Here is a 17,766-nt window from a genome sequence, read left to right on the forward strand (position 1 = left end):
GCGTGCGACACCTGCAAGGACCACCGATGAGCTCCTCCACTTCCGATTCGCCGTCGCTGCTGCACGGCCGCGTCCTCGCATTCGCCGCGATCCTGCTGGCCGCGATCAACCTGCGCACTGCGGTCACCTCGATCACGCCCCTGCTCGATGTGCTCGGCCAGCAGTTCGGTTTCGGCACCACCATGACCGGTGTGCTGGGCATGCTGCCCACCGCCTCGTTCGCGCTGTTCGGTGTAGCCACGCCGGCACTGGCGCGGCGCCTGGGCCTGGAGCGCACCACCCTGCTGGCCATGCTGATGGCCGCCGCCGGCCTGCTGCTGCGCTCCAGCGCCGGCAACGTCGGCACGCTGCTGCTGGGCTCGGTGATCGCACTGGCCGGCATGGGCATCGGCAACGTGGTGGTGCCGCCACTGGTGAAGCGTTACTTCGCCAACAAGGTCGGCACCATGAGCACGCTGTACATCAGTGTGCTGCAGCTGGGCACGATGATGCCGGCGCTGCTGGCGGTGCCGGTGGCCAATGCGGCCGGCTGGCGGGTGTCGCTGGGCATGTGGGCACTGCTGGCGCTGGCGGCGAGCCTGCCGTGGCTGCTGCTGGCGCGCCGTGCGCCAAAGCCGGCGCTGGACGCCAACGACCCGACCGCACAGCCGCATGGCAAGGTCTGGCGCACGTCGCTGGGCTGGAGCATGACGTTGATGTTCGGCATGACCTCGCTGATGACCTATTCGATGTTCACCTGGCTGCCGCGCATCGTGGTCGAAGCCGGTGGCACGCCCGCCTTCGGCGGGGTGATGGTGGCGGTGTTCTCGGCACTGGGCCTGCTGCCGTCGCTGGTCATCCCATCGATGGCGGTGCGCCTGCAGAACCCGTTCCCGCTGGTCCTGATCGGCTTCTTCTCGTTCGTGATCGCCTTCACCGGCCTGCTGCTGGCACCGATGAAGGCGCCATTGCTGTGGGCCTGCCTGCTCGGTGTCGGCCCGTCCACCTTCCCGCTGGCACTGACCCTGATCAACCTGCGCACGCGCACTCCGACCGGCTCGGCCGCGCTGTCCGGCTTCATGCAGGGTGTGGGCTACAGCTTCAGCTGCCTGGGGCCGTTCCTGGTCGGCTGGCTGCACACCGTCAGCGACGGCTGGACGATCCCATTCAGCTTCCTGTTCGGCTGCGCCACCCTGATGCTGTGCGCCTCGTGGGTGGCGTGCAAGCCGCGCAAGCTGGAAGACCTCTGGTAAGCCTCCACCGGGGCCGCCTGCCGGTCCCGTCTACCGCCGGTCAGTCTTCACGCGCATTTTGACGCCGGGCTGACAATTCCGGGCGGATAGTGCCCACGAATGCCCATCCTTGCCGCGTGCCGGCATCGGGCATGGGGGCGGCAACGCCGTCCAGGCCACCACTCGGTGTGCGGGGGACTCTCGTTTCAGACAAGACATTGCAGGTCGCTGTCCTGGTTCTACCCGTCCTGCTGGATGGGAATGCGCGAGGGAGTGACGCAGGCCACGGCCATCCCAAAATCTGGCATGTGATGTGCGTCACATTTTTCAGGTTGTCTGGTTCGGAAGCCAAGGGGGTCCCCAATGGTTGTCCACCGCCGGCTGGCGCTCTGCGTCGGCCTTGCCTGCTCCGCCCTGGCCTGGGCCAGCGGCGCTGCCCCGCCTGATCGCGAGGCGGCCCTGGCCGAGATCGGCCGCTACCGCGACCAGGCCCGCTGGCTGGACGCACTGGGCGCGATCGAGCGCGCCAGCCAGCAGCAGCCCAACGATGATCTGCTGTTCAAACTGCGTGTACTGACCCTGGGCGACATCGGCAATGCCTGGCGCGCGTGGGAGCTGTACCAGCAGCGCCCGCAGCTGTTCGATGCTGCACAGAAGCAACGCATCGAGGGCGACTACCTGGCCAAGCTGGTGGTCTGGAGCCTGGCCTACAGCAGCAGCGAGGACGCCCGCCTGGAAGAAGCCGAATCGACCCTGGCGCGCATGCAGCGCTACCTCGGCAGCGAAGGCACCCCACCCGAGCAGGCGCCGCTGCGCATCCGCATGGACCGGTTGATCCTGCTCAACCGGCTCGGCCGCCATGCGCAGGTGCGCGAGGAAGCACGGGCGCTGCAGGCCGAAGGTCATGCGCTACCCGACTACGTCCTGCCAGCGGTCGGTGATTCGTTGATGGGCACGCTGCATCCGCAGGAAGCCATCCCGGTGCTGCAGGCGGCCGTGGCCGGCGATCCCACGCGCGACGCCTCGCATTCGGAACTGGCCTATGCCTACCTGGAGAGCGAACAGCAGGAAAAGGCCATCGGCCTGCTGCAGGCGTGGCGCGACAAGGAACCGGCCTGGCGCTGGAGCAACGGCAAATCACCGTATGCAAACTGGTCACGCTACGAGGCCGACCTGAACCTGGCGATGGTGCGCGCCTACAGTGGCGACCTGCCGACCGCCCAGCACGAGCTTGAATTGATGGTTGATATCGCCCCCGGCAACGGTGGCCTGCAGAGCGCGCTGGGCAGCGTGTACATGATGCGCGGTTGGCCACGCATGGCCCTGCAGCGCCAGCAGATGGCGCATGCACTGGACCCGCGTGACATCGAGCCGCGGCTGGGTATGGAAGAGGCCTACGTCGCCCTGCAGCGCGATGACCTGGCGCGGCCACTGCATGACGACCTGCTCGCGCGCTATCCCACCCAGCCTGCCGTCGAACGCATGGACCAGGCCTGGCGTGCACATCGCGGCTGGCAGCTGAAGGCATGGACCGACATCGGCCGCAGCTCCGGCGGTGGCGGCACTTCGCCACTGGGCAACAACGACCGCCATTACGGTCTTGAAGTGGAGACACCGATCCTCGATGACCGCTGGCGGTTGTTTGCGCTCGCAGACCGGCGTTCGATCGACTTCCAGGACCAGCGCATCGATCCGCTGTGGCTGGGCGCCGGCGTGCGCTACCGCTTCGGCCGGCTGGATGCGGAGGCGGCGGTGCTGCGTGCCAACGACCACATCGGTGATACCGGCCTGCGTGCCAGCGTGGGCTGGCAGTTCAACGACTACTGGCATGCCGGACTGATTGCCGCACGCAATGATCCGGAGGCCTCGATGCAGGCGCGCGCTGCCGGCATCACCGCCGACAGCGTGAGTGCACAGGTGGACTACCGGCGCAGCGAACGCACCCACTGGATGTTCGGCGCCAGCCGCTTCCGCTACGACGACGGCAATCATCGCGAACTGTTCAGTACCCGCGTCGAGCAGCGGCTGCTGACCCGACCGCGCTGGCTGATCGATGGCCTTGCCAGTGCCTATACCAGCCGGGGCAGCCGCGACGATGCACCCTACTTCAACCCCAGTCGTGACCGCATGGTCGAGATCGGCCTGCGCATCGACCAGCAGCTGTGGCGGCACTATGAACGCCATTTCCGGCACCGGCTGACGGTCTCGCTGGGCGACTACTGGCAGGACGGCTTCGGCAGTGCACTGGTGCCGTCGGTGTCCTACCTGCACGAGTGGCAGATCGGCCAGGGCCGCGTGTTCGAGTATGGCGTGCGCTGGTCGCGGCCGGTCTACGACGGCCACCGCGAGCGTCACATCGGCTTCGAAGCCGCACTGCGCTGGGGAGACTGACATGACCCGCATCCTGCGACTGATCGTGCTCCTGCTGCTGGGCGTCACGCCACCCGCCCTCGCGCAGCAGGCCGTGCATCTCGACGCGGCCGACAACGGCCTGCTGATCCTCAGTTATCACGACATCCGCGACCAGGTCGCAGCCAAGGGCGACGCCGATACCTATGCGGTGAGCACGCAGAACTTCGCCGCACACCTGGACTGGCTGGGCGCGCATGGCTATCACCCGGTGTCGCTGTCGCAGCTGATCGCGGCCTCGCAGGGCCGCGCCACGCTGCCCCCGAAACCGGTACTGCTGACCTTCGATGATGGCCTGCGCAGCGTCTACGACAAGGCCTTCCCGCTGCTGCAGGCCTACCGCTATCCGGCCCTTGTAGCAGTGATCACCGACTACGTGGACATGGCGCCGGGCCGCACCATCGATTACGGCTACCGGCCGTTCGGCCGCGATGACTTCGTCACCTGGGCACAGCTGAAGCAGATGCACGACAGCGGCCTGATCGAGGTGGCCAGCCATACCGACGACCTGCACCATGGCGTGATCGCCAACCCACAGGGCAACTCCACCCCAGCGGTGGTCACTCGTGTCTATACGCCCGCGACCCACAGCTACGAGAGCGAAGCGCAGTACCAACAACGCCTGCGTACCGATCTCTCGCGCAGCGTGCAGCGCATCGAGCAGCACCTGGGCGTGCGCCCGCGCGCCATCGTCTGGCCGTATGCCGCGTACAACCAGCTGAGCAACGATATCGCCGAGCAGCTGGGAATGCCGGTCTCGTTCGACCTGGAAGGCCGCAGCACGCCGGTGGCCAGCGATCTGCACGGACTGGCGCGCTTCCTGGTCAGCGACAACCCGACCGTGGAGGGACTGGCCTACGAACTTCGCCGCGACGTCGCACTTGATGGCGTCCGCGCCCTGCAGGTCGACCTCGATGCTGTCTACGATCCCGATCCTGCACAGCAGGCGCGCAATCTGGATGCACTGATCGAGCGGGTCAAGCGGATCGCGCCGACCCACGTCTACCTGCAGGCCTTTGCCGACCCCGATGGCAACAACACCGCCGATGCCGTGTACTTCCCCAACCGGCACATGCCGATGCGCGCGGACCTGTTCAGCCGCGTCGCGTGGCAGCTGAAGTCACGTGCCGGAGTGAAGGTGTACGCGTGGCTGCCGGTGCTCGGTTTCGAGCTGCCCGATCCGGCGCAGCGACAGGCGCTGGCGATCCGCAATGGCGATGCCGATGGCATGTACCGGCTGGACTTCACCAACCCCCAGGCACGCCAGATCATGCTCGACATCTACGAGGATCTGGCGGTCAATTCCTACTTTGAAGGGCTGCTGTTCCATGATGACGGCTACCTGCGCGACACCGAGCTGCCCGCGCTGGGCGCAGGCAGCGATGGCAGCGCGCGTACGCAGGCGCTGATCGACTTCACCCTGGCCCTGCGCGACCGCGCACAGCGCTGGCGGCCGAAGCTGGCAACGGTGCGCAACCTGTACGCCGAGCCGGTGCTGCGCCCGCAGAGTGAAGCCTGGTTCGCGCAGCGCCTTGACCTGTTCAACAAGGCCTACGACCAGACCGCGCTGATGGCGATGCCGTGGATGGAAGGCAGCAGGCACCCGGAGCGCTGGCTGGACCAGCTGCTGGCCGATGTACGCAGGCACGATCCGCAGCTGCAGCACACGTTGTTCGAACTGCAGACTGTTGACTGGCGCAGCGGCCAGCCGATTCCGGCCGATCGCCTGCGTGCACAGATCCGCCAGCTGCAGGCGCAGGGCGTGCATCACTTCGCCTGGTACCCGGATGACTTCATCGCCGGCCAGCCCTCCACCCACGATGCCCGTGCGGCCATGTCCGCCGGCAACTTCCCGTACCCGGAGAAGTGACATGGACATGCATCCGTTGCTGCAGGTCCTGTTCCAGTTCGCCTTCTATTACCCGATGGTGATGGCGTTCTTCTGGATGTCCGGCGGGCTGTACTACTACTTCCGGCGCGAACGGCATTCGCGGCCGCGCAATGATCCACCGCTGATGATCGATCCACCGTTCGCCAGCCTGCTGATTCCCTGCCACAACGAATCGGAGAACCTGGACGACACGCTCGGCGCGGCACTGGCACAGCGCTATCCGGCCGACTACGAGGTGATCGCCATCGACGATGGCAGCAGCGACGACACCGGTGCCCGCCTGGATGCGCTGGCCGCGAAGCACCCGCGGCTGCGCGTGCTGCACCTGGACCGCAACCTGGGCAAGGCCAATGCACTGCGCATGGGCGCGCTGGCGGCACGCTCGGAATACCTGGTGTGCATCGACGGTGATGCGATGCTGGAGGAGCACGCGCTGCACTGGATGATCTGGCACCTGGTCAGCGGCAGCCGGGTCGGCGCGGTCACCGGCAACCCGCGCATCCGCAACCGCTCCACCCTGCTGGGCCGGCTGCAGGTGGCCGAGTTCTCCTCGATCATCGGCATGATCAAGCGCGCGCAGCGCGTGTACGGACGCATCTTCACCATCTCGGGGGTTATCGCCGGCTTCCGCCGCACCGCCCTGCACCAGGTGGGGTGGTGGTCGGATGACATGGTCACCGAGGACATCGACATCAGCTGGCGGCTGCAGCGTGCGCACTGGGACATCCGCTACGAGCCCAACGCGCTGTGCTTCATCCTGATGCCGGAAACGCTGAAGGGGCTGTGGCGGCAGCGTCTGCGCTGGGCCCAGGGTGGCGTGGAGGTGATGCTGCGCCACGCACGTTCGCTGCTGCACTGGAAGGAGCGGCGCATGTGGGGCGTACTGCTGGAGTACGTGCTGAGCGTGATCTGGGCCTACACCATGCTGTTCATCGTGGTGCTGTGGGCGTTGGGCAAGTTCATCGAAATGCCGCCGCAGCTGTACATCGCCAGCCTGCTGCCCCAGTGGCATGGCGTGATCCTGGCGCTGGTCTGCCTGCTGCAGTTCGCCAGCAGCCTGATCATCGACCGCCGTTACGAAACACAGATTGGACGCAACTACTTCTGGGTCATCTGGTACCCGATGGCGTACTGGCTGATCAGCCTTTCCACCACCCTGGTGGCACTGCCGAAGACACTGCTGCGCCGACGCAGCAAGCGCGCTACCTGGACCAGCCCTGACCGGGGAATCCGATGAGCACACAACACCCATCCAACCGCTTCGATTCACGGATGATCCGCAAGCCACACCACCAGCCTCGTTTCCAGCGCACTGCATGGGGCTTCGTCACCCTGGCGTTCTGGGGCTTCTACTTCTACCTGTGGGCCCCACTGGTCACCCTGGTGTCGTGGCTGGTCGGCGGCCAGCTGGCCTGGCAGCAGCTGTACGAACGACAAAGCCAGTTCGATCCGTATGTGCTGGTGGCGCTGCCGCTGATGCTGCTGTGCGCCAGCGTGCTGCTGATCGGTTGGGCCGAGTACAACCGCGCACGCTTCCGTGGCCACGAGCGGCGCCTGCCGCGGCCGCTGGCCAGCCTCAACGAGGTCGCCGCCGACCTGGGTGCCAGCACCGGCCTGGCCGAACGCCTGCTGGGCTGCAAAGCCGCCACCCTGCACATGGATGAGCATGCGCGGCCGATCGGCATCCGTCGCGAGGTGGTGTGATCCTGCGCTTCGCCGGGCATGGCCCGGCGCTACCTGATGGGCGGCGGTAGCGCCGGGCCATGCCCGGCGTCCGTCGCGCTCAGGTGCGGGTCTGCCCTTCCCCGCGCACGACAAATCGTTCGACGGTGAGCGCTTCCAGGCCCATCGGGCCGTAGGCATGCAGGCGCGTGGTGGAGATCCCGATCTCGCTGCCCAAGCCCAGCTGACCACCATCGGAGAAACGCGAGGACGCATTGACCATCACCACCGCAGAGCGCAGCGCAGTGACGAAGCGCTCGGCGTTGCCCGCGTCCTCGGTGGCGATTACTTCGGTATGGTCGGAAGTGTAAGCACGGATGTGCGCGATGGCCGCATCGAGGTCGTCGACCACGCGCACCGCCACCACCAGATCAAGGAACTCGGCGGCGTAGTCGTCTTCGGTGGCCAACGTGCTGCCCGGCAGCAGCGGCTGCGCCAATGCATCGGCGCGCAGCTGCACGCCGCGCTCGCCAAGCGCCTGTGCCACGCGCGGCAGGAATGTATCGGCCACGGCACGATGCACCAGCAGGGTCTCCAGCGAATTGCAGGCCGCCGGACGGCTGCACTTGCCATCCACCAGCAGGTCAATGGCCTTGCCGGGGTCGGCACTGGCGTCCACGAACAGATGGCACACGCCCTTGTAATGCTTGATCACCGGCACCCGCGCGTGCTCGGCGACGAAGCGGATCAGGCCTTCGCCGCCACGCGGAATGGCCAGGTCGATCAGCTCATGCAACTGCAGCAGTCCCAGCATCGCTTCGCGGCGCAGGTCGGTCAGCACGGTTACCGCAGCCGGCGGTACGCCGTTGGCCTTCAATGCACCGGCCAGTGCCTGGGCGATGGCGGTGTTGGAATGAATCGCTTCGGAGCCGCCACGTAGGACCACGCCGTTGCCGGCCTTCAGGCACAGCGCCGCGGCTTCGGCGGTCACGTTCGGACGTGCTTCGTAGATCATCGCGATCACGCCCAGCGGCACGCGCACCTTCTGCACACGGATGCCGTTAGGGCGCACGTCGTCGCGGGTCACCTGGCCGACCGGATCCGGCAATCCGGCCACTTCGCGCACGGCCTCGGCCATCGCGAACAGGCGCGCGGGGTCCAGTGCGAGGCGGTCGAGCATGGCACTGCCAACGCCCTTGTCGCGCGCGGCGGCGAGGTCACGCGCATTGCCGGCCAGGATCAGCCCGGCATTCACTTCCAGTGCCTGCGCCATTGCCAGCAGCAGCGTGCGGCGCGCCGCACTGTCGAGGCCGGCAACGATCTGGGCCGCGTCACGGCAGGCACGCGCCTGCGCTTCGATTTCGCTCATCGGGGAGTCCTTCAAACCGGTCATGGCAGCACCAGATCGTCGCGATGGACGACACTGCCACCGTAGTTGTAGCCCAGCACGGCCTCGATGTCGCGCGAATGGCGACCGGCGATCCGGCGCACATCATCGGCGGCGTACTGGCTGACACCGCGGGCGATGCAGACACGGCCCTGTGGTGCATTCCAGCACACCTGCACCATATCGCCACGCCGGAACGCGCCCTCCGCACCGGTGATGCCACCGGGCAGCAGCGAGGCGCCCTTCTCGCGCATGGCCTGTGCCGCACCGGCATCGATCACGATCGCGCCTTCGGTCAGCGGTGCATGCCGCAGCCAGTGCTTGCGGGCCGCCTCGCGGCTGCGCGCGGCGTGGATGCGAGTGCCGAACAGGCGGTCCTGCGCCAGTGCACGCACCACGTCGCTGCTGCGGCCGTTGAAAAGGTAGGTCTCGATGCCGAGACGACCCGCCTTGGCCGCCGCCTCAAGCTTGGTCCGCATGCCGCCGGTACCGGCGCGCGACCCTGCGCCGCCGGCCATCGCCAGCACCTCGTCACTCAGTTCCGGCACGTCGTGCAGTGGCCGCGCATCGGCCACGGTGCGCGGGTCCGCGCTGTACAGGCCGTCGATGTCGGTGGCAATGAACAGTGCATCGGCATCGACCAGCGCGGCCACGGTGGCGGCAAGGTTGTCGTTGTCGCCGAGCTTGAGTTCGTCCACCGACACGGTGTCGTTCTCGTTGACCACCGGCAACGCGCCCAGCCGCAGCAACTCATTGAGCGTGGCGCGTGCGTTGAGGTAGCGGCGGCGGTTGCGCAGGTCGTCGTGGGTCAGCAGCACCTGCGCCACGGGGCGCTCGAAGAAGCGCTGCCAGAGCCCGATCAGCTGGGCCTGACCGAGCGCGGCCAGGGCCTGCCGCGCCGCCATCGCCGCACCGGGTTCATCGGCCCGCGGCAGGATCGCGCGCCCCGCCGCAACCGCACCGGAGGAGACGATCACCACCTCGCGCCCGGCCAGGACGTTGGCGGAAACAAACTGGGCCAGGCCCAGCGCGTGGCGAGGTGACAGGCCGCCGCCATCGGCAGCCAGCAGGCTGCTACCGACCTTCAGCACCGCACGCCGCCACGGCGGCAGCGCTTGTTCGGGGAACGGCGAGGCGACGTGGGCAGCGTGCTGGATCATCGGTCAGGCTCTCAGCGGGTGTTCCATTCGTGCACGGTCAGCGCGGAGGCCTGCATCGTCACCAGCGGATCGGTGGCGACGATGGCCTGCGCCAGGCTGTCCACGTTGCACAGCACATAGGCGCCACCGCTGCCATCGGCAAAACCGCCGGTCAGCTGCAGCTTGCCCTGTGCCTGCAACGCATCGAGAAAGTCACGGTGCGGCTGCACGGCGGCGGCGTTGAAATCGGGCCGGCGCATGGCCAGCACCAGATAGACGGTGCCGGCCATCAGGACAGCGCCTGCCAGCGCGCGTGCAGTTCGTCCAGGCGCAGGTCGGCGGCCGAACCCGGCGATACGCGTGCGGCCAGGCTGCCTTCCGGGGTACGCCCCTGCCCTGCGCTGTCGGCACCGGCGGCAGCAGCCTTGTAGGCCTCGCGGAACGGCACACCGGCCACCGCCGCTTCCACCGCCACATCGGTGGCGTACATGCCCGAGTCGATTGCCGCGCGAACCTTGTCGTCGCGCCATTCCAGGTTGGCCAGCAGCGCCGGCAGCAGTTCCAGCGCCGACAGGCCGCGACCGAAGCCGTGGAAGATGGCGCCCTTGGACGACTGCAGGTCGCGGTGATAGCCCGACGGCAGCGACAGCAGCTGCTCGATCTCGGTACGCGCGGCGGCGACGCTGGCGTGGGTCGCGCGCATCAGCTCGATCACGTCCGGATTGCGCTTGTTGGGCATGATCGAACTGCCGGTGGTGTACTGCGCCGGCAGCGCGACGAAGCCGAACTCGGCGCTGGTGAACAGCGACAGGTCCCAGGCAATGCGGCGCAGGTCCAGCGTGGCGCCGCCCAGCGCTTCCAGCGCGGCCAGTTCGAACTTGCCGCGCGACAGCTGCGCGTAGATCGGCGAGATCTGCATGCGGGCGAAACCGAGCGCGGCCGTGGTGTGCTCACGGTCCAGCGGCAGGTTCACACCGTAGCCGGCAGCCGTGCCAAGCGGATTGGCGTCGACCAGCGCATGGGTGTCGCGCGCGCGGATGGCGTTGTCGATGAAGGCCTCGGCCCAGCCGGCCCACCACATGCCGGCCGAGGACACCACGGCACGCTGGATGTGCGTATAGCCGGGAATCGGCAGGTCTTTCTCGGCCTGTGCGCGGTCCAGCGCAACCTTGGCCACTTCGGCGCTGAGCTGGGCCACGCGCTGTAGCTTCTCCTTCAGCCACAGACGGGTGGCGACCAGGATCTGGTCGTTGCGGCTGCGGCCGGTGTGGATCTTGCGGCCGGCATCGCCGAGGCGTTCGGTCAAGCGTGCTTCGATTGCCGAGTGGCCATCTTCGTACTGCGTATCCAGCACGAAGCGGCCTGCGCGGAAGTCCTGCGCCAGCACGTCGAGCTCGCGCAGCAGGCCCGCCAGCTCATCGGCGCTGAGGATACCGATGTGCTGCAGGCCCTGTGCGTGCGCGGCGCTGGCGGCGATGTCGTGCAGGAAGAACTCGCGGTCGAGGATGACGTCGTCACCGGCGAGGAAGGTCTGGATCTTGGCGTCTACAGCGACACCGGGCTTCTGCCAAAGAAGGTCTGCCATGGGGGGCTCCGGAAGCGTGGTCAGTGCGGGATCGACGTCAGTTCGTCGATGCCCAGTGCGAGATTGAGGTTCTGCATGGCCTGGCTGGCCGCGCCCTTCAGCAGGTTGTCCAGGGTCGCCACCACCACCACCCGCTTGCCGCCCGGGGCCAGCGTGAAGCCACCGACCTGGGCACCGTGGCGGCCGGCAATGCGGCTGACCCACGGTGCTTCATCCACCACCTCGATCAGTGGTTCGCCGGCATAGGCCTGCTGGAATCGCTCGACGATCTGCTCGCGGGTCTGCACGCGATTCAGCCACAGATTGGCGGTCAGGGTGATGCCACGGAAATGCGGGGCCACGTGCGGCATGAACTCGACCGCCACGCCCATCTGCACCGACACCTCGCGCTCATGCACATGGTTGGTCAATGCATACGGCATCAGGTTGTCGGCCAGCAGTTCGACATTGTTCTTGTCCGAGGGCGTGGTGCCGGCACCGGAGTAACCGGACACGCCGAAGCACTGCGGCGGACCGGCCAGCAGGTCCAGCAGCGGGTGGATCGCCAGCTGCATCGCGGTGGCATAGCAGCCCGGATTGCTGATGTGCTTCTGGCCGTTGTAGCGACCGCGGGTCAGCTCCGGCAGGCCGTAGTACCACGCATTGTCGAAGCGGTAGTCGGCCGACAGGTCGACAATGACGGTGTCCGGCTTAGCCGCTTCCAGCGCGGCCACGAACGGAGCGGCCAGGCCGTTGGGCAGGGCCAGGATCACCGCGTCCACGCCCTTGGCCGCCACCGCGTCGGCGTCCAGGTTCTCGTACCGCAGTTCGCCCTGGAACTCGGGATGATGGTCAGCCAGGCGCTGGCCCGCGCGTTCGCGCGAGGACACGAAGGCCAGCTGCAGCCGCGGATGCGCTGCGACCAGCTTGATCAGCTCGGCGCCGGTATGGCCTCGGGCGCCGACGATGCCCAGGGTGAATATCGAATCGTTCATGCGTGGCTGTCCAGGCGGTGCTGCAGGTGGCGCTTCACGCCTTGCCATTCCGCGTTGATGATGGAGAAGATGACGGTGTCGCGCGGGGTGCCGTCGGGGTGGCGGCGGTGGTTGCGCAGCACGCCATCCTGCTTGGCGCCAATGCGCGCGATCGCGGTGCGCGAGGCAAAGTTGAACCAGCTGGTCTCGAACACCACGCTCAGGCACTCCAGCCGCTCGAACGCATGGCTCAGCAGCATCAGCTTGGTCTCGGTATTGACCCCGGTGCGCTGCGCCGACTCGCCATACCAGGTGTAGCCGATGCTCAGGCGCGGCACGTCCGCTTGCAGATCGTAGCAACGGGTGGTGCCGACAATCTGGTCGTTGGCATCGAACACCACGAACGGCAGCACCTTGCCTTCGGCCTGCGCCTGCAGCGCCGCCTGCACGTAGCCGGTCATGGTCTTCGCATCGGGCACCTGGGTGTACCAGAGCCTGGACAACGCGCCATCGCCGAGCGCGCCGCGCAGGCCATCGATATGCCCCATCTGCAGCGGCTCCAGCCGCGCATGGGTGCCCGCCAGCGTAGGGACTCTGGTCCAATCGGCATGGTTCATGTGTTCAGCCCTCCAGGCTCGGCGCACGCACGCCGCAATGGTCGACATAGGTCCTGATGCGGTCGATGCCATCGGCGCCGTACCAGAACACCTTCCAGTGGCCCTGCTTGTAGCAGCCATCGGATTCGGCGTAGTAGAAATGGTTGATCGGGTTGCCATTGCGCGAACGCCAGAACAGCTGCGGCGTCTCCTCGCGCATCACGTTCCAGACAGCGCGCCCCAGGCCTTCGCCCTGCGCATCATCAAGCACCGCGAACTTGTCCAGGTACACGCCCTCGGCTTCATCGGTAAGGATCACCGCCGTGCGGTAGTTCTCGCTGACGTAGGCGCGCAGCAGCGTGGTCTTCTGGAAGTAGTCCGGCACCAGGGTGCGGCCGAAGCTCGACTCGATCAGCTGCTTCAGGCGCGGCAGGTCCAGCTGCTCCCACGCGGTGGCGCGCAGCACCTTCTCACCCTTGCGCACCAGCGTGCCCGAGCCCTTGTGGGTGAACAGTTCCTTGGCCAGGTCGGCCGGACGGGTGATCGACACCGACGATTCCAGCGGCAGGCGATCGAGCAGATCCTTGATCTGTTCGATCTTCACCTTCATGCCGCCGTGGATCCACGGCTGCGCGATCAGGTGGTCGTACTCGGTGGACAGGTTGATCGAGTCGATCACGCTGCCCTGCTCGTCCAGCAGGCCGCCGGTGCCGGTCAGGAAGATGATCTTGTACGGCTGCAGCTCCTGCACCAGCTCGTTGGCAGCGAAGTCGGCGTTGACGTTGAGGATCTGGCCGCCAGCAGTCTCGCCCAGGCTGGTGATGACCGGAATCGAGCCGGCGCGCAGGCTGGCCTCGATCGGCGCGAGGTTGACCTTCTTCACCTCGCCAACCAGGCCGTAGGTGTCCACGTCCAGGTACTCGGCTTCGAACACGCCGCCGGTGATCGAAGTGGCGCGCGCGCCGTTCTGCTGCAGCGCTTCGACCAGGCGCAGATTGGACTGCTGGAACACCCGGCGCACGATCGCCAGCGCTTCCGGCGAGGTCACGCGCAGGCCGTTGACGGTCTGCTTCTCGATGCCGGCCGCGGACAGCTCGGCATCCAGCTGCGGGCCGGCGCCATGCAGCACGATCGGGGTCAGGCCGACTTCCTGCAGGAACGACAGCGACGAGGTCAGCGCGTCAAGGTCGTCGCGCAGGACGGCACCGCCGACCTTGACCACGGCGAAGCGCTTGGCGTCCAGCTGCGAGAATCGCTTGAGGTACTGGCTGATCTCCTTCGCGCTGGCCATGCTGGAAAGCAGGCGCACGATGGTCTGGCGGGTCTGGCGGTGGGGCTGGAGGGCAGGAGACATTTCGGTTTCGTCACAGGCGGCGGTCGCCGCGTTGCAGTTCCACCGTGCCGGAGCACGGCGGCGTTGTGGGGTCGATCAGGCGCCGGCAGCAATGATGCGGTGAACGGCGTCGGTGTAGCGCTGCAGCTGGTCCAGCGTTACGAACTCATCGGCGGTATGGGCCTGGGCGATGTCACCCGGGCCGAACACCAGCGTGGTGTAGCCACCGGCCGAGAACAGCGAGGCCTCGGTCCAGAAGTCCACCGCGTTGCCGATCGGCAGCTCAAGTGCGTCGGCCACGTCGCGCGCCAGCAGGCGGCGGTTCTCGGCCTCGGCGATGTCACCGGCCGGCAGGCTGGGGCCACGGAACGTCTCGGTGAACACAGCAGCTTCCGGTTCGGCGAAGCCGGCAAAGGTCACCAGCAGGCCATCAATGTCCATCGACGGCAGCGGGCGGAACCCGAACCGCACTTCGGCGGCCGGGGCAATCATGTTGGCCTTGATCCCGCCCTCGACACGGCCGATGTTGAAACGCAGCCCGGTGAGGCCGCCGAAGCGCGCCGAGGCCAGCGATTCCACATGGTCCAGCGCACGGTTGCCCCAGCGCATGGCCTGATGCAGCGCGCTGGCGGCCGCATCCTGCTTGCCCGAGGCATGCCCGGCGCGACCGGCGAACTGCATCAGCACCGAGCTGATGCCCCGGTGCGCCAGTACGGCTTCGCTCATGGTCGGCTCGGCCACCAGCACTGCTTCATACGGAATGCCACGGGCCAGGAACGCGGCGATGCAGCGTGGATCGTTGGCTTCCTCGTCGCTGGAGAACAGGAATGCAGCGTCTCCGTCGCTGGCATTGGCCGCGGCCACCAGTGCGGCGGCGGCGCCCTTGATGTCACACACGCCGAGGCCGACCACGCGGTCGTCCAGGCGGCGCATCACGTGCGGGTCGGCACTCCAGTGCGGCGAGTCCGGCACGGTATCCAGGTGCACGTTGAACAGGTACTTCGGCGTACCGCGCACCGCATACAGGCTGATCGCACCGGCACCGTGGTCGATCACCTCGACGTTGAACCCGGGCAGGTTCGCACGCAGGTAATCGAAGATGCCGCCGGTGGTGATCGCACGCGGCGGGTTGCGGGTGTCGAAGGACACCAGGGCCTGCAGATGCGAGATCGTCTGTTCAAGCATGAATCAAAGATCCTTCAGTACAACGTGTACCGGCTGGAGGAGAGCCCCCTTGATGTTCAAGGGGGCGCGCCAACGGCGCGGGGATTAGGTGGAATGCGCGGGAGACGCGCGCGCAATTCAATCGCTCAGCGATTGACTTGCGCGTATAGCGTCGAGCTCATGCCGAACAGCTTGATGAAGCCTTCGGCCTCCTCCACGCCCCAGTCGGCCGACTGCGCGTAGGTGGCGCCCTTGGTGTTGAGCAGGTGCGGCGACTTCACCGCCACTGCATCGACGCGGCCGCCACGGGTTTCCAGCACCACTTCACCGTTGACCTTGGCCTGCGAGGACTTCAGGAAGGCCTCGATGTCGGTCTTCAGCGGGTCGTGGTAGAAGCCTTCGTACACCAGCTCCACCCACTTGCGCGCCACGTCCGGCTTGAAGCGGTTCTGCTGCTTGGTCAGCACCGCATCTTCCAGCGCGCGGTGCGCGGCCAGCAGCGAAACCAGGCCAGGCGCTTCGAACACGATGCGGCCCTTCAGGCCGATCACGGTGTCACCGGTGTAGACGCCACGGCCGACGCCGTAGGGAGCGAACAGCTTGTTGAGCTGGGCCAGGATCTGCTCACCCGGCAACGCCTTGCCGTTCAGTTCGACGGCTTCGCCTTCAACGAACTTCAGGGTGACGGTCAACGCCTGCTCCGGCCATTCGCTGCGCGGTGCGCACCAGCCACGGGCGCCCTCGCCCGGCGCTTCCCAGCGATCGATCTCACCGCCGGACATGGTCAGGCCCAGCAGGTTCTCGTTGATGGTGTAGGCCTGCTGCTTGGCGCGCACGCCGAAACCGCGCTCTTCCAGGTACTTCTGCTCGTAGGCACGGGTCTGGGTGTGTTCCTTCTGGATCTCGCGGATCGGCGCGATGATCTGGTAGTCGCCCAGCGCCTTCACTGCCAGGTCGAAACGCACCTGGTCGTTGCCCATGCCGGTGCAGCCATGGGCGATGATGTTGGTGCCCAGTTCAGCGGCGCGCTTGAGCGCGGCATCGACGATCAGGTAGCGGTCGGAGACCAGCAGCGGGTACTGGCCCTGGTAGCCTTCGCCGGCCCACACGAACGGCTTGACGAAGCCGGCCCAGATGGCCGGGCCACCATCGACGGTGACGTGGCTGGCCACGCCCAGTTCGGCGGCGCGCTTTTCGATGAAATCGCGCTCTTCATCATCCACGCCGCCGGTGTCGGCGAACACGGTGTGCACGTTGTAGCCACGCTCCTGCAGGTACGGCACGCAGAAGCTGGTATCCAGGCCGCCGGAGAAGGCGAGAACGACGTCTTTGTTGCTCATGGGGGTAATGTCCAATCAGGTGGGGTAGCGCCGGGCCATGCCCGGCGGATTGTTTCAATGCTTGGGAATCAGCGCCCGGCAACAGCCGCCATGATCGCCTTCTGCACGTGCAGTCGGTTCTCGGCTTCGTTGATGGCGATGCACTGCGGCGAATCCATCACCGCGTCGGTGGCCTTGACGTTGCGGCGCAGCGGCAGGCAGTGGCTGAAGACACCGTTGTTGGTCAGCGCCATCTTCCGTTCGTCCACGATGAAGTGCTTGAACTGGTCGCGGATCGGCTTTTCCGGTTCCCAGTTGCCGAAGAACGGCAGCGCGCCCCAGCTCTTGGCGTAGACCACGTCGGCACCGGCGTAGGCGCTGTCGATGTCATGGCTGATCTTCAGCGAACCGCCGCTCTCGGCCACGTTCTGCTCGGCCCAGCCCATGTAGCGGTCGTCGAGGATGTAGTCGGCGGTCGGGCACAGCAGGGTCACATCCATGCCCATGCGGGTGGCGATGGTCAGCGCCGAGTTCGCCACCGCGGTGTTCAGCGGCTTCGGGTGGTAGGTCCAGGTCAGCACGTACTTCTTGCCACGCAGGTCCTGGGTGCCGAAGTGCTCCTGCAGCGCCATCACGTGGGCCAGTTCCTGGCATGGGTGGGTGATGGTCTCCATGTTGATGACCGGCACCGGCGAATACTTGGCGAAGCTGTTGAGGACGATGTCCTGGCGGTCGTAGGCCCAGTCGATGAACTTGGGGAACGCACGCACGGCGATGATGTCGCAGTAACGGCCCAGCACCTTGGCCACTTCAGCGATGTGCTCTTCGGTATCGCCGTCCATCACCGTGCCGAGGTTGAACTCGATCGGCCACGCATCCTTGCCCGGCTGCAGCACCACCGCGTGGGCGCCGAGCTGGAACGCGCCCAGTTCGAAGCTGGTGCGGGTGCGCATGGACGGATTGAAGAACACCAGCGCGATCGACTTGCCCTTGAGCTGGTCGCCGAGCTTGTTGCGCTTGAACAGCGCGGCCTGGGTCAGCAGCGCGTCGAGATCGCTGCGGCTCCAGTCCTGGGTGTTCAGGAAGTGCTTGGGGGACATCATCTTTCCTTGCGTGG

General features: G+C 66.8%; 15 protein-coding genes. 5 read left to right on the forward strand and 10 right to left on the reverse strand.

The features are described 5' to 3' along the window. Nucleotides 1-26: 26 nt before the first annotated feature. The 5 genes from AC3ITW_RS15055 (at nucleotide 27) to pgaD (ending at nucleotide 7,215) form a co-directional block, all read left to right on the forward strand. The gene (locus AC3ITW_RS15055; RefSeq protein WP_012511633.1) at nucleotides 27-1,232 is read left to right on the forward strand and encodes a CynX/NimT family MFS transporter; all 1,206 of its coding nucleotides are present in this window, start codon (nucleotides 27-29) and stop codon (nucleotides 1,230-1,232) included. Between the two features lie 342 nt (nucleotides 1,233-1,574). Then, a complete protein-coding gene (gene pgaA / locus AC3ITW_RS15060; RefSeq protein ID WP_489389685.1) occupies nucleotides 1,575-3,602 on the forward strand; it encodes a poly-beta-1,6 N-acetyl-D-glucosamine export porin PgaA in 2,028 nt (675 codons plus the stop codon). Between the two features lies 1 nt (nucleotide 3,603). After that, nucleotides 3,604-5,490: a poly-beta-1,6-N-acetyl-D-glucosamine N-deacetylase PgaB gene (gene pgaB / locus AC3ITW_RS15065; RefSeq protein WP_012511635.1), complete on the forward strand. Its 1,887-nt coding sequence runs from the start codon at nucleotides 3,604-3,606 to the stop codon at nucleotides 5,488-5,490. Between the two features lies 1 nt (nucleotide 5,491). Continuing rightward, entirely contained in the window at nucleotides 5,492-6,748 is a 1,257-nt protein-coding gene (gene pgaC, locus AC3ITW_RS15070) for a poly-beta-1,6-N-acetyl-D-glucosamine synthase (RefSeq protein WP_489389686.1), read from the forward strand. Continuing rightward, complete coding sequence (pgaD, locus tag AC3ITW_RS15075; RefSeq protein WP_065724284.1) at nucleotides 6,745-7,215, forward strand: poly-beta-1,6-N-acetyl-D-glucosamine biosynthesis protein PgaD; 471 nt, start codon at nucleotides 6,745-6,747, stop codon at nucleotides 7,213-7,215. The genes pgaC and pgaD overlap by 4 nt, the downstream gene beginning before the upstream one ends. A 79-nt stretch (nucleotides 7,216-7,294) precedes the next feature. On the opposite strand, the gene AC3ITW_RS15080 is transcribed toward pgaD, so the two are convergent. The 10 genes from AC3ITW_RS15080 to AC3ITW_RS15125 form a co-directional block, all read right to left on the reverse strand. Next, entirely contained in the window at nucleotides 7,295-8,566 is a 1,272-nt protein-coding gene (locus AC3ITW_RS15080) for a glutamate-5-semialdehyde dehydrogenase (protein ID WP_489389687.1), read from the reverse strand. Beyond that, nucleotides 8,563-9,720, reverse strand: a complete 1,158-nt coding sequence (gene proB, locus AC3ITW_RS15085) for a glutamate 5-kinase (protein WP_049401148.1) — start codon at nucleotides 9,718-9,720, stop codon at nucleotides 8,563-8,565. The genes AC3ITW_RS15080 and proB overlap by 4 nt, the downstream gene beginning before the upstream one ends. An 11-nt stretch (nucleotides 9,721-9,731) precedes the next feature. Further along, a complete protein-coding gene (locus tag AC3ITW_RS15090; protein WP_489389688.1) occupies nucleotides 9,732-9,989 on the reverse strand; it encodes a YciI family protein in 258 nt (85 codons plus the stop codon). Next, nucleotides 9,989-11,284, reverse strand: a complete 1,296-nt coding sequence (argH, locus tag AC3ITW_RS15095; protein ID WP_489389689.1) for an argininosuccinate lyase — start codon at nucleotides 11,282-11,284, stop codon at nucleotides 9,989-9,991. The genes AC3ITW_RS15090 and argH overlap by 1 nt, the downstream gene beginning before the upstream one ends. Before the next feature lie 20 nt (nucleotides 11,285-11,304). Beyond that, entirely contained in the window at nucleotides 11,305-12,258 is a 954-nt protein-coding gene (gene argC, locus AC3ITW_RS15100) for an N-acetyl-gamma-glutamyl-phosphate reductase (protein WP_489389690.1), read from the reverse strand. Further along, nucleotides 12,255-12,854 carry a GNAT family N-acetyltransferase gene (locus tag AC3ITW_RS15105; protein ID WP_489389691.1) on the reverse strand — a complete coding sequence of 200 codons (600 nt, stop codon included), beginning with the start codon at nucleotides 12,852-12,854 and terminating at the stop codon, nucleotides 12,255-12,257. The genes argC and AC3ITW_RS15105 overlap by 4 nt, the downstream gene beginning before the upstream one ends. 4 nt (nucleotides 12,855-12,858) lie before the next feature. After that, nucleotides 12,859-14,187 carry an acetylglutamate kinase gene (locus AC3ITW_RS15110; protein ID WP_046986149.1) on the reverse strand — a complete coding sequence of 443 codons (1,329 nt, stop codon included), beginning with the start codon at nucleotides 14,185-14,187 and terminating at the stop codon, nucleotides 12,859-12,861. Between the two features lie 75 nt (nucleotides 14,188-14,262). Next, nucleotides 14,263-15,351, reverse strand: coding sequence for an acetylornithine deacetylase (locus tag AC3ITW_RS15115; protein WP_489389692.1), 1,089 nt, complete (start codon nucleotides 15,349-15,351; stop codon nucleotides 14,263-14,265). A 125-nt stretch (nucleotides 15,352-15,476) separates the two neighbouring features. After that, a complete protein-coding gene (locus AC3ITW_RS15120) occupies nucleotides 15,477-16,670 on the reverse strand; it encodes an argininosuccinate synthase (RefSeq protein WP_489389693.1) in 1,194 nt (397 codons plus the stop codon). Between the two features lie 68 nt (nucleotides 16,671-16,738). Beyond that, a complete protein-coding gene (locus AC3ITW_RS15125) occupies nucleotides 16,739-17,749 on the reverse strand; it encodes an N-acetylornithine carbamoyltransferase (RefSeq protein ID WP_005410369.1) in 1,011 nt (336 codons plus the stop codon). Nucleotides 17,750-17,766: the final 17 nt, after the last annotated feature.

The organism is Stenotrophomonas sp. KH_052 (genome assembly GCF_057838755.1).